At 44.0% G+C, this 13410-nt stretch carries 7 protein-coding genes; 3 read left to right on the forward strand and 4 right to left on the reverse strand.

Annotation, left to right across the window (positions count from 1 at the left end; translation table 11 throughout):
- Positions 1-23 precede the first annotated feature (23 nt).
- Genes recD through DCO44_RS00920 form a run of 3 tightly spaced genes read right to left on the reverse strand, consistent with a single transcriptional unit; the run spans position 24 to position 9240 of the window.
- Positions 24-1772, reverse strand: coding sequence for an exodeoxyribonuclease V subunit alpha (gene recD / locus DCO44_RS00910; RefSeq protein ID WP_213066302.1), 1749 nt, complete (start codon positions 1770-1772; stop codon positions 24-26).
- 41 nt (positions 1773-1813) lie between these two features.
- Positions 1814-5551 carry a UvrD-helicase domain-containing protein gene (locus DCO44_RS00915; RefSeq protein WP_416224506.1) on the reverse strand — a complete coding sequence of 1246 codons (3738 nt, stop codon included), beginning with the start codon at positions 5549-5551 and terminating at the stop codon, positions 1814-1816.
- Positions 5551-9240, reverse strand: coding sequence for an exodeoxyribonuclease V subunit gamma (locus DCO44_RS00920; protein WP_116758751.1), 3690 nt, complete (start codon positions 9238-9240; stop codon positions 5551-5553). Before DCO44_RS00920 ends, DCO44_RS00915 begins: the two co-directional genes overlap by 1 nt.
- A 178-nt stretch (positions 9241-9418) precedes the next feature.
- Here DCO44_RS00920 and DCO44_RS00925 point away from each other — a divergent pair, with 178 nt between their 5' ends.
- On the forward strand, positions 9419-9925 hold the full coding sequence (locus DCO44_RS00925) for a hypothetical protein (RefSeq protein WP_116758752.1): 507 nt from the start codon (positions 9419-9421) through the stop codon (positions 9923-9925).
- A gap of 39 nt (positions 9926-9964) precedes the next feature.
- On the opposite strand, the gene DCO44_RS00930 is transcribed toward DCO44_RS00925, so the two are convergent.
- The gene (locus tag DCO44_RS00930; protein ID WP_116758753.1) at positions 9965-11383 is read right to left on the reverse strand and encodes a phosphate--AMP phosphotransferase; all 1419 of its coding nucleotides are present in this window, start codon (positions 11381-11383) and stop codon (positions 9965-9967) included.
- Between the two features lie 210 nt (positions 11384-11593).
- Between DCO44_RS00930 and DCO44_RS00935 the strand changes: the two genes are divergently transcribed.
- Positions 11594-12298, forward strand: coding sequence for an FFLEELY motif protein (locus DCO44_RS00935; protein WP_116758754.1), 705 nt, complete (start codon positions 11594-11596; stop codon positions 12296-12298).
- Positions 12299-12465: 167 nt separating this feature from the next.
- A complete protein-coding gene (gene ubiE / locus DCO44_RS00940) occupies positions 12466-13410 on the forward strand; it encodes a bifunctional demethylmenaquinone methyltransferase/2-methoxy-6-polyprenyl-1,4-benzoquinol methylase UbiE (RefSeq protein ID WP_116758755.1) in 945 nt (314 codons plus the stop codon).

The raw sequence follows: 13410 nt of genomic DNA on the forward strand, positions 1-13410 counted from the left end.
AGCATCCCATTATGTAGTACAAGTTAATAATCCAAGATACCTTTTATTTTTTCTAAAACTCCACTCATCCGAGTCGTCCTTTTAGACAACGCTTGTGCCAAAGCCTGAGGATCTGCCAATAAACTCACCACCGTTTTAGCACGCGTAATTGCGGTATAAAGCAATTCCTGACTCAACAAATTTTGCGCTTGTGCATCCAAAACCACTGCCGTATGCGTGAACTCTGAACCTTGTGATTTATGAATGGTCAATGCAAATGCAGTTTCTATACTTTTGGGTAGGCGTGTTGCCAGAACCCATTTTTCTAAACTTGGGAAATAGACTTCAAACTGAGACTGTCCTTGACGTTGCCTTTTAAAACAGATGCCAATATCCCCATTAGATAATCCTAATTGATAGTCATTATAAGTCATCATCACAGGGCGCCCGACATACCAGTCCCCTTGTTTGGTCGTGTAGCGACTGAGTTCATTCAGTAAGCGCTGTTCCATCTGTTGATTAAGCTGTTTCAAGCCAAATGCACCATGTCGAATGGCCGTGAGAATACGGTAATCATCAAAAACCTGAATCACATGCTGAAGAGAAGCATCTGGATCTTCCGCAGTCAAATGTGTTTTCAATACTTCAATATAATGCTGATAGCCCAACATCAGTTGATCGTAATATTGCTCTGATGTTGGATGCGCTTGAGCAAAGTACTCCAGTTGCAATACATTCGGCATCTTGGCTAAAAGGGGCACAGCTTGGATTTCAGTCGGTGCTACCACCTGTTGGTGAAATTGTTCCAGCAAGGCTTGGGGGGATATGTCTGCTGGCGGCTGCTGAATAAATGCTGCCATTTGTCCAATTAAGGCTTCACCATCAAAGCGTCGGCTGGTCTTTAAATGTACCCGATTATCTTGCAACGCTTGCGCCTGCTGTAAATCTGCCAATACTGCCCCAACATCAACCGAGGCCAATTGATTGGCATCTCCCAATAAAATCAGTCGAGCTTGATTGGGCACGGCAGCAAGTAACATACTGGCCAGATTCAAATCCAACATCGAAGCTTCATCCACCACAATCACATCATAGGGTAATGGTTGTTCGGCATCATAACGTGGACGAGCAGAATGCCCTAAACCCAACAAGCGATGCAGTGTGACGGGATTTAATTGTTTTAAAGCAGGAGTAACTAAAGGCTGCAATATCTCATCATTCAAGGCATTTTGCAGGGCTTCTTTCATGCGTTGCGCGGCCTTGCCTGTTGGTGCTGCCATCGCAATGCGTAAATGCGGTAAAGACTGGTTTAATGCCGCAATAATACGTGCCAAAGTGTAGGTTTTACCTGTACCCGGTCCGCCCGTAATAATATTGAAAGCTTGCTGACACACCATGCTTAATGCCTGCTGTTGATGTTCATCACTCAGCAAACTTGAGTAAACTTGATGATCAACAACAGGAACCGTTTGTTGTTTTAACCTCGCCACGTGCCGTGCCAAAGTATCTTCCTGTTTCCAATAACGATACAGGTATAAATATTGTGTGTCATAAACGAAAGGTGCAACCCGATGTGCGACTTCATTTTCACCGATGGCTAAATGCCCCAAAGTTTGCACGGCATCAGGTTCAAACAACACACAACTGTTGCCCTGTAACATCGCTTCCAATACGGACTGTATAACGGCATCTGCTTGTGGGTTTGGCGTTGCACTAAAAGGAGGCTGCTGAAGATATTGACTCCACGATTTAATCCATTCAGCATTCAATTGCTGTTCCTGCTTGTTTTCCACACAGTTATCCTCAAAGTTATCCACAACTTAATTCATTGTTTTTACACAATAGCCAAAGGTGTTGATGCACTTTTATGAACATGCTCTTCAGCAAAGTAGCCCAATAATGCATCTAAACGCAGTATAAACTCTGCATCAGGGCACCAATAGTTGACCCCGTACTCGGCATCTCCATGCATGCCCCGTAAATACAGATAACTTGCACCGCCTAAATGTTTTTGAATGTCATAATCTTGCAACTGCACTTGTAAATAACGATGTAACGCCACCAAATACAGCCCCGCCTGCAACCAGTAACTGGCATGGGACATGCTTTCTTGTAACTTTGTTGGCGTGTAATCCATAATATTTACACCCAAAAAATTACTCTTATAATCGGCAATTTGGTAACGCTGCCCATCGAAATAAACCAAGTCGATAGAGCCCGTTAAATAACGTGCCGAATTTGCAGGATTGAGTTCTGGCATATAAATGCCATATTCAGCATATAAGTCCTGTATGCGTTTAATGGCCAAAACGTGATTGGACAAGGCCAAATAAAATGGAAACTCTGCCAGATATGAGTCTGCATCCAACTGGTTGAGGCAGAACTGCTGATGTAAGGGTGTGGACAACACCTGTGCCAACCATTCAGCCATCCACATCAGTAATTGTTCTTCATCCACCTGCTGAAAGTCTTGCTGATATTTTTCACACAACGCCTGCCATAAACTTGGATAATCATTTTTAAAACGACGACGGATTTCGATTTTCCAGTCCTGTTGCTGTTGAAAATCAATGTGTTCAAAAATTTCATGCAAAAAATTACCCGCCAAAGTCCCCATCGGAAATTGACGCTGAATCCAATGGATCGGTTGAGCAACCTCCTCAGACGATTCAACAACTTCGAGATTCATTTCATCCGCAGCACTTTGTCGCTGTTCACGCTGCACAGCCAATGCATCCAATGCTTGCTGCCGACTCAAATGCTGTGCCAATGCACTAAAACTGGTTTTTGCACGCGGATAAAAACGTTGCGTTGGAAATTCGGCGGCATACAGTTCAGGAATGCGCTGATCTTGTGTACGTTTCAATACTGTAGGACATTCGGTTAACACCGCTTCATCGCCACTATATGGATGCTGAAAAACCTGCGCAGCATGTCCACGCCAAAATGCCAAGCCCGTGGTCGATTTACCGGCCTGATCTTGTAATATGGCATAAACCCGATGACTGGCACGAGTCAGTGCCACATACCATAAACGATGCTGCTCCGCTTCTGCGCGTGCATTATGCTGCTGAATGGCCAGTTCATCCAAAAGATGCTTGTCATTCACCGCAATCACACGCTGCATTTCGGGCTGCCCTGTAGCGGGATCGGGTAATTGTTGCGTAGAGAAATTCAGGGTTTTGTTCATTTCCCGAAAATCTTTATCAGCGCCTAACAAAAACACCAGCTTAAACTCTAAGCCTTTGGATTGGTGAATGGTCATCAACTGCACGCCCGCCTCATTCGACAGTTTTCGTTCCAGTTCCCATTCACGCTCACTCGGTGCTTGAATCTGCCTGAGATACCAGTGATATAGCGCCTGTGGCCCCTGAAATTGCTCACTGTGTTGACTGAGCAATTCGGTTAAATGGCGTAAGTTCACCACACAGCGTTCATTGTCGCGGCTTTGGCTTGCCACCAGATTTGACCATGCCTTAAATAGGTTTAAAGCATATTGCCAAGCGCTTAAAAAGCCTGTGTTAAACCACATTTCCCGAATGTAATCAAAATCTTCAATAAACTGACTCAATCCTTCGGGGCGTTGTTCCAGTTCTATCAATTGACTGAGTTGGAAGTTCAATAACCGTGTGAGTAATGCCCGCTTGACCTTGGCTTCATCATAAGGATGCATGATTGCGGTCAAAATGGCCGCCACATCCTGTGCAATCGCGCTATCAAATACGCTGCGTTTGGAAGGACGATTAACCCGAATCCCCAAACGTTCTAATTCATATTGCACCTTATCTAGCCCATCATGGCTTTTGGATAAAATCGCAATATCATTTTCATCAATGCCACGGTTGCCTGTGGCTTCTGCCAAATACAACTGCTGCTGAATACCTTGATTCAGCAAATCACGGATTTTCCACGCCACTTGAATAAATTCATCTTTCTTGTCTTGTAACATCAACCAGCGCAAAGGCTGATGATTGTTGCCTTGTGCATCGACCAGAACTGGATGTGGTCGTGGTCCTGCCTCAACGGCGCTATATTCAACCTCTTCTCCCAATTGGATTTGACGTTGGAATAAAGCATCGACCACCGTGACCAATTCAGGTACAGAACGATGATTGTATTTCAAACTGTACAGTCGCCCTTGCTTACTCAGTACATCGGCACGCGCTTTGTTATAGGTCAGCATGTCTCCGCCACGGAAGCCGTAAATCGCCTGTTTCGGATCACCCACCATTATCATGCAACCTTTGGCAGAATGTCCTGCATCACGCCAGATACGTGCCAGCATATTGTCCTGATCTTGATTGGTGTCTTGAAATTCATCCACCAAAATTAAGGGATAACGGGCTTGGACAAAACGGGCAAAGCGCGCGCCTTGCGCATCTTGTAAAGCATCGGCCAAAGTACGAATTTGCTGCGCAAAGGTGGTTTCGCCCTTTTGCTGCAAGATTTGCGGCAAGCGTTTTTTCACTTCCGAGGCCAGATAGAACTGTAAATAACTGTCCAGTGTTTCTAGATCAAAACTGAGTTGATCTAGACTGTGCATAAAAGCCGTCAGTTCACGAATCAAGGGATGCTGTTGAAATCCCTGTAAAACCTCATCTGGGCATTTGTTCAAGACTTTTTGGGTGGCATCGCTAAGATTTTTCAGAGTTTCGGCATATAAGGGTGCAAATAAGGCATAAGTCCCTTGCTGCTTTAACACCTCCAACAATTCAGGCAACTTAACCGTCAACAGTTGCTGTAATTTGTTGTCATCACGCCATTTCTTGGCCAGTAACTTAAAATGGGCTCCTTCGGCAGAATAATAGTCTGCCAATTCAGATATACGACTCCAATCCAGCCCCAATAAATGTTCGACTTGACGACTAAAGCCCTCCACATCAACTTCTGGGGCAGCCACCGCCTGAAAATGTGCAGAAGCAAAATTTAGACTGTTTTCCACCACCGCCACATAAGCCTGTTGCGACTTTAATTTTTTATTCAGCAGCAGATAATCCAAAATATTTTGCGGTTGCTGCTGAATCCATTCACGCAGTACGTCGTGAATCAATTGCTGGGTATATTGTTTGGCGTCATCGGTAATTTCTACCCGCTCAATTTTGCCACTTTCAAAGGCAAATTCACGTAGCAACTTCTGGCTAAAACTGTCCAAGGTTCCAACAAAGAGTTCATCCAGTTGGTCAATCACCAATTTAAGCCGTTCACGCGCATAGTCCACCCGTGGAGCATAATCCTGTAAAACTTTTTGATATAAAGGATCAGATTCTGTCGTGATTTTCTGTTGCAACTCCAATTGCGTCAGGCTTTGGCACGTCTCAAAGTAACGTAAGGTATCTAGCAAACGACTGCGAATCCGTCCCTTTAACTCTGCCGCTGCTGCACGGGTAAACGTGGTGGCAATTACCTGATTCGGGAGATAATCACCTAAGAAAATTCGTACCATTAAACTAGACAAAGTAAAGGTTTTGCCTGTGCCTGCCGAAGCCTCAATCCAGTGCAGCCCTTTAAACTGCATATCCACAATCGGATGATAAGAAATTGCAGCAGGGGGAGTTAAATTCATCATCTGCATTATTCCTTAATCAACTGTTGATATTGAAAAATTGGGGCATACAACGCATAGGCATACTGCTGACAGGCTTGTGCTAACAAAGCCGTGCTATCTTGCTGTTGCAAAATAAACTGCCAATCACGATGTTGAGCACTGGCTTCATTTTCTAAAACAGAAAAACCAGCAAAACGCCCATCGTCCTGCCAATCTTTAACCACGCTGTCCCAGTCTTTGATCTGAGGTTTACCCTGCTCATCAGGTTGCCATTCCAGTTGTTTGCCTTTTTCTGCGACTTTAAATAATAAAGCTGCGGGTAAAACCACAGGCTGCATCTGCCCGTGTTGCCACATCTCAAACCACGCTGCCAAATATTGCTGTGCTTGATGAGAAGATACTCCATGACACAGCACAGTCTGATCACTGAATACGACCAAGCGCGTCAAGTCTTGCCCTGCATCACCTAAATTTTCATGTGCTAACCAAAACAGATATTCCAACCAGAGCTGAACCCGTCGTTTGGCACGCGCACTCGATGCTTCTAAACTGACCCATTGCTGCGTGGACTGAGATGGAACAGTGATTTGGAACTGGATATTTGCACTCATATTCCAAAGCTGTTGTGTGACGGCTGTGACTGTTTCTGCATAACGCTGCAAACGTGCTTGTAATTGCTGCTGTTCAATCACACTGATTTGCCATGCAGCTTGCTGCATTTTCCCGACAGGCAACTGATCCAATAACAGTTCAGGCTGGGTCGTTTGCCCTTGCTGTTGTAAGAAATTTCGGACTGCATAACGCCCCAAACCGTCTAAAACCAAGGGTTCAACTTCATCGGGCAGGTTTTCAGGTTTTAAGTTTTCCACCCCAAGGGTTTTTAAATATAAACGTGCAGGGAAACAGACATCCTGAATCCATTGTCGACTTTGAATACTCACAAAATCATTGGATGCAGCCATATAAAGCGTATCTTGCCAAGCCTGACGCTGTCCCGTGGGAGCTGCAATCTGCTGTGCCACCCGATACCAATGATCTTGAAAGCGCATTGGTTTTGGCTGAGTAAAACCTGAAACATCAAAAGGTTGTAAAGGATGAACCTGATACAAGGAGTGCAATTGTGCAGGTATCTCTAAGCCCTGCAAATCTGGACGGGTCGCTTCTCCCCCATCTACTTTTTGGGTAATCAAAGCCAAATATTGAACCAATTCTTGTACAGCGGTAGAAGGTTCACGCATTTCGCCATCGTTGACATCAAAACCTTTATAAAACAACCACAAACTCTGCTGTGCCAACAACAAGGCATCCAAGAAAGCCCCCTGATCATCCTCTAAACGAGAACGATCGCCCAATTGTGGTTTAAGGATGTCCATCAAATCAAATGGTAAATGCTGATTGCGACTCGGGAATTTTCCACTGTCCAAATTCAACATCACAATCAGACGATAGGGAATCGGACGAATCTGCCCCAACTGACTAAAAGTGATCTGTCCAGTCGGTTCAGCCTGATCGAGCTGTGCATCCAGCGTAGTTTGAATTTCATCGAGTAAATAGTTCAAGGGCAAGCTTAATTGATCTAACCCATACTGCTCTTGCCCCTCATAGAAATTAGAGAGGGTCAGCATACGCTCTTGTTTTTTAATAATTTGTGCAACGCTTGCCAATGCCTCTACACCAGCCTGTTCAAATTCTGCCACTTCCTGCATTAAAATTTTGAGCCACTGTTCTACAGACTTTGGCTGCTGCTGTTCATGTGCCAACAACCAGTCCCGACGTGCATCCAAATCCTGATAAATCTGAATCAATTTGGCAATCAGTTCAAAATCACTTGGCATGACCTCGGCAAAACTGAGTGTTTCTTCAAACAGCGTATGTTCAGGAATCGCAATACCAATGGCCAAACGGTCTAAGGCAAATTTAAAGCTAAAGCGATAGTCCTGATCACCTTTGGTCAGACTCAATGCCAAATGTTGCGCATCCAAGCCGCGCTTAAAGCCTGCTTGCTCAAGCAGTTCCAGCATGCGTTCTACACGATTCATGTCTAAGCCATAGCATTGCTGCGTGGCCGCCAAGCTCAGCCAGTCGGCAAAATCATCTAAGCGAAAGCGTCCTTGCGTCAGTTGTATACGTCCTAATACCGCACGCCATGCATTAGTAGCATCCAATTGAGTCACACCTGCAATTTTCACAGGCAGATAAATACTGTCTTGGCTAATCCGTGTTTGTGCATTCGGCATTATGCGCTCGGCCTCACGCTCCCGTGCAGGCGGTGCAAAAATGCTCCGAATATGCGGTTCAATGTCTTTTAAATTGGGACTGAGCACCAAAATGTCGCTGGGACGACGTGGTTGCTCCTTGCTCCCTTGTGCCAACCATGCAATCAATTGTTCTTTTAGCACTTCCAGTTGACGCAAAGTGGAATGACAGACATGCACCTGAATTGAATCATCTTGTGCATCCAACACAAATTGATGTTGTTCTGGCTCAACCAAATACAAAATATCGGATTGGACTTTGCCCAATAAAGTAGCTGGATATTCATCAACAAATACATCTGCCCAAACCCCATCTTCCCCCGAAGAAAGTCCAGATAACAACGAAAAATGATCTCGCGCTTGCTTACCAAAACGGGTTAATAAGGGATGGCGTGACTCACGAATTTCGGCATTAAAATGCAGGGTAAAATCCTGAAAGAATTGTTGAATTTCGGCATCACTTGCCTGTGGATTTTTCGCAATAAAACGCTCTTTCACCCGCAAGTCATAACGTGCTTTCCAGTTCGGATCGACACTGTCTGCCCAGTATTCCTGAGACGGGTTATAGTGCAGCAGATACACATCAATATATTGCCCTAAGCGCTGTAAAAACTGTAACTGACTCGGTGGCAAGTCCAGTAAGGTAAACACGACCAAGGGCTGTGGCAGCTTTTTCAGTGCCGCTGCATTCGGTGCCTCGACATTGCCCAGCGTCTGCCAAAATGCAGCATCAATCTGCTGCATGTCCATAAAATCCTGATGAAACACCACCTGCCACAGCCAACGCTGCCATGCTTCCAATTCGTACGCTTGATTCAGCGTAAATACCGAGATTTCAGTATGGGTTTGAAAGAACATCTGCTCAATCGGCAACGCCTGATTATTGCCCCAACGTTGTAACCAGTTGGTCGGACAGGAACATTGGTTGCTTGGACAGTTTTTCTGGCAATGTCCTCGGTATTCCATGTAATGGCTAAATAACTTAGACACCTGCTCGGCAACCCAATACAACATGCGCTGCTTTTTCAGTTGTTTTTCGATGCCCTGTTCAAGCTGGTCTGCACTGGCATAAATGCGTTGCACAATCGGAGCAAGCGGATGTGCTGCATCCAAAGGAGAGTGCTCTGGCTGAATATAAGCCAGCAAGGCTTGATAAACCCGCCATTTAATAATCATGCGCGGAATATTGGCTTTACGTACCTGCTCTTTGTCTTGATCCAGCACCCACTGATAAGCTGACCATTGAAAACCACGAATGCGATGATGAAACTGAGTATTGGCACTAATGCCTTTTTGCTCGGCCAATTGCTGGGTCAGCCAAACTTCAACCGCGGGCGATGGCACAATAAAATGCTGGGTTTTTAACACCTGTAAAGCATTACTGCTCTGTGATTTTACCGTTTTTAACATGGCCTGAAGTAAAACATCAATCCGTTGACTTTGAATCACGTGAATGGCCATGAATATTTTTTCTCCAACGATAAATGAACAGCAATCTACAAAAGCATAAAGATTATTGACTATACTTCATGTACTGTCTATGTCACGGTATAATCGCACTTCGATTTAAAAATGACTTTGAAAATCGAAGCTTAAAGATGCTTCAATATAAAAATGGATACAAGGTTTAGAGTACACAATGAAAATAGACAACATTCCCGATTCAATTGATGCCTCGTTAAATCTAGAACAAATACGGGCTGAATGCTTAGAAATGGTACAAAAACGTGCCTATGTTTCTGCGGGTGCAGCCGTCATCCCCGTCCCTTTTTTTGATGTCGTGATTGATGTCGGAATTTTGTCACAACTGATTCCCGAAATTAATGCCCGCTTTGGCTTGGCACCCGAACAAATCAGTGTGTTTGATTTAGAAACCAAACAAATTCACTGGCAAGAATTGCGTAAACGTGGTTTTGAATTTTCGGGTTTGGTTGTTGCAAGAACTGCCGTAAAAAACTCATTGCACAACATGGCATCTAAAATGATTACCAAACAAGTCAGTAAGTATATCCCTCTGGGTGGTCAGTTGGTTGCGGCAAGTCTTGGCTATTTTGTCATGAAAAAAGTGGCTGAGGCACATGTAGAAGACTGCTACAAATTGGCTAAATCCATTCAGCAAAAGCAAAACCTACAAGCACTCGTTTAAAAATAGGTTTCGCCTAAATCAGATTGCTCAAAGCCATTTTTAATCGGCTTTGAGTTGCTTCAAAATACTTCTTAGAATTTCCAGTCGTGCACTGTATTTGTCATCATTGGCAATAATGTACCACGGTGCATAGTCGGTATTGGTGCGTTCAAACATATCCGCCGCCGCATGCAAATATTCATCCCACTTTTCTCGATTACGCCAGTCATCTGCCGTGATTTTAAAGCGCTTATGCGGTGTTTCTTCACGCTCCTTAAAGCGCGCATATTGCTCATCTTTACTAATCGAGAGCCATATTTTGACCACCACAGTTTGACTGTCACTTAAATCCTTTTCAAAACGGTTAATTTCTTCAAAAGCGCGCTGCCACTCCACATCACTGGCAAAGCCTTCAACCCGCTCCACCAAAACCCGCCCATACCAAGTCCGATCAAAAATACTAATCCGTTCATTGGGTTGTAGTTTGTTCCAGAAACGCCACAAATATGGATGACGCAATTCATGTTTTTCAGGCGCAGCAATACTATAAATTTCATATTCGCGCGGGTCTAAACTTTTAACAATCCGTTTAATCGCTCCGCCTTTACCTGCGGCATCCATCCCTTCTAAAGCAATAATCACATTGCGTTCTCCAAAACGTAATGCATCTGCCACTTTACGGGTCAACTTATCAAGCTCTAGCTTATATTCATTCTTATCAATTTTTTCCACAGGCGGCTGTTGTAGCACCGCAGGAATATCGGTCTGCTTCCATTTATGCTGTGCCGATTTCACATGCTCTGGGCAATGCTTTAAAGCTCTTAAAACATGTTTGGCAAATTGTTGATCACGCGATTTTTCATCTTCACAATCAATAATGATCCAATCTTCGGTAAAGCGTTGCCGTAATTTTTGTAAGCGGTCATATTGTTTTTTATTACGCCAGTTTAAACCATGCAATTTATGCCAGTGCAACTCACTGGCATCCATATTATCCAAACGCTTTTGCAAAGACTTCCAAGACAAATCAAACCAGATTTTAATCACATCCACATGGTTGTTTTTTAAGTCTTGTTCATAAGCACGCATATTGTCGACATATTCATCATAGAGCGTTTCATCTAAGGGCTGTGACACATGCAAAGCCGTCGTGAGTAAATCTCCATACCAATTTCCGAACATCACGGCAATTTGCCCTTCGGCAGGAATAAAGCGTGCATAAGGCAGCCAAAACGGTTGGGTATTGTTAAACATCTCAGGGGCATCTGCTTTCACCCGCAAATAACGCGGATCCATCCATTCGCGGAGTTGTTTTACCGCCTCGCCTTTACCCGCCAGTTCAATACCGCTCACCAACACCAAAACACTTTTGGCATTCGGCTGATCTTGGGTATCTTTTAATGCATATTGTGCATCGATTAAATCAAGCGACAGTTGATCTTCATCAGCCAAGGCTGGTTCTAGTTGTTCTTTTACCATAAGTTTCCGCCCTAAATTTCAAATTATTTTTTCAATTTTTTAAGCCATCATTTTGTTTCAGTATAAAACAAGCGGAATAGGCATTTTGACAGATCTTTGTATAATTTCATGACAAATTGACTGATTTTCATGCCATATTCGATCATTTTGTCATAGCGAGAACGTGCAACAAGCTCTAAGATTTGCACATGTTTCAAATCGAGATAGCACATGTCTAAACTTGCGGTACTAGATGAACTACTAGAACAGTACGATCAATTGCAATATCACAATAATGCTGAGCTATTTCAACGTCTGCAAGATGTGCAAATGTGGCAAAAACATCGCATGCAACGCACCCATCAACAGCACTTCGCGGTGAAAAACAACCAATTGATGGCGCAGTACTTTTTGAACCGTTTGTATGGCGGTCCCGACTTTGATGCTTTGGCCAAACAAATTGCACGCATGATGAAATATGTGCATAAAGCAGAGAAACTCATTCCAGACAATGCGATTAAAACAGGGACTGCAGGTGTCGAATTGGCTATCCTCGCCGTACAGTTGGATGAGCATGTCGCACTACAATTGCTCGAAGACTATGCTCCGAATACACCACTCACCGATGAAATGATGCGCCTTAGTTATTTAAAACTGGATCAAGGCCAATCACGTTTACATCAACTGGAACTGCTCGATCAACTGGGTGCCAGCCTCGACAAATATATGCGCTCATTTATGGTCTATACCGCGTTTAAAATGTGTAAAGGCGTGGCTTACAAACACCATTTCGATGTGATGTATGAGTTTATGCAGGACGGTTTTTTGGCGATGAAACCATTAAAATCGGCGGAGCAGTTTGTCAAAGATTTTACCGCCATTGAACGTCAAATTATTGGTAAAGTGCACGCAGGTGATCTGCATCCTTTCCAATAACAGTGCATTCGTAGCAGGATAAAATCTTGCTCGTAGATACAGCACGCGTATTTTTTTCTGTATATTATTCATAACAATTGCATGATGATTGCTGCACATCGGCCAAGAATCTGTCATCATGCTTGCACTGCAACATTAACCCTATTTTTATGTTAGGAGTGACTTGAATGTCTAATGAAAATCAAACGCCTACCCCTACCCCTGAGTCGGCTCAACAAACAGACAAAGTCAGCCCATTCCTAAACAGCCCACTCCCTGAAGGTATCCCTCAAGGACAGCAACAATCATTACAACAACAATTAACGGATACACCTGTCAGCGGCACAGTACCAAAATACAATCTGCCACGCGGTGCCAACACAGGCAACGTTGGTGCAACCACACACTTCGGTTATCAAACTGTCAGCAGTGAAGATAAAGCACAAAAAGTTGCGGAAGTATTCCATTCAGTGGCCAGCAAATACGACATCATGAATGACCTGATGTCCTTTGGTATTCACCGCTTATGGAAGCGTTTTGCCATTAACATGTCAGGTGTACGTCGTGGTCAACACGTGTTAGACATTGCTGGTGGTACAGGTGACTTGGCTAAAGTGTTTAGCCGTGAAGTAGGACCTACGGGTCATGTGGTCTTGTCAGATATTAATGAATCGATGTTGAACGTCGGTCGTGACCGTTTGATTGATGCAGGCTGTACCAATGTCGACTTCGTCTTGGCGAATGCGGAAACACTAGAACCTTTTGCCGATAACAGCTTTGACCTACTCACCATCAGCTTTGGTTTACGTAACGTGACCGATAAAGACGCTGCACTGGCGGCGATGTACCGTGTACTTAAGCCAGGTGGTCGCTTATTGATTTTAGAATTCTCTAAACCAGTGTTCGAGCCATTCTCAAAACTCTATGATTTGTATTCTTTCACTGCATTGCCAATCATGGGTAAAATTATTGCCAATGACTCAGAAAGTTATAAATATTTAGCTGAATCCATCCGTATGCACCCAGACCAACGTACCCTAAAAGGCATGATGGAACAGGCAGGCTTCCAGAACTGTGACTACCATAACCTGACAGGTGGTATCGTCGCGGTACACCGTGGTTTCAAACTCTAA

This window comes from Acinetobacter sp. AM (assembly GCF_003105055.1).
Classification (GTDB): Bacteria; Pseudomonadota; Gammaproteobacteria; order Pseudomonadales; family Moraxellaceae; genus Acinetobacter; species Acinetobacter tibetensis.

Bases quoted from the DNA above. Each gene is read 5' to 3' on its own strand.
- DCO44_RS00915 (WP_416224506.1), bottom strand. From the start codon at position 5,551: ATGCAGATGATGAATTTAACTCCCCCTGCTGCAATTTCTTATCATCCG.
- DCO44_RS00920 (WP_116758751.1), bottom strand. From the start codon at position 9,240: ATGGCCATTCACGTGATTCAAAGTCAACGGATTGATGTTTTACTTCAG.
- DCO44_RS00925 (WP_116758752.1), top strand. From the start codon at position 9,419: ATGAAAATAGACAACATTCCCGATTCAATTGATGCCTCGTTAAATCTA.
- DCO44_RS00930 (WP_116758753.1), bottom strand. From the start codon at position 11,383: ATGGTAAAAGAACAACTAGAACCAGCCTTGGCTGATGAAGATCAACTG.
- DCO44_RS00935 (WP_116758754.1), top strand. From the start codon at position 11,594: ATGTCTAAACTTGCGGTACTAGATGAACTACTAGAACAGTACGATCAA.
- ubiE (WP_116758755.1), top strand. From the start codon at position 12,466: ATGTCTAATGAAAATCAAACGCCTACCCCTACCCCTGAGTCGGCTCAA.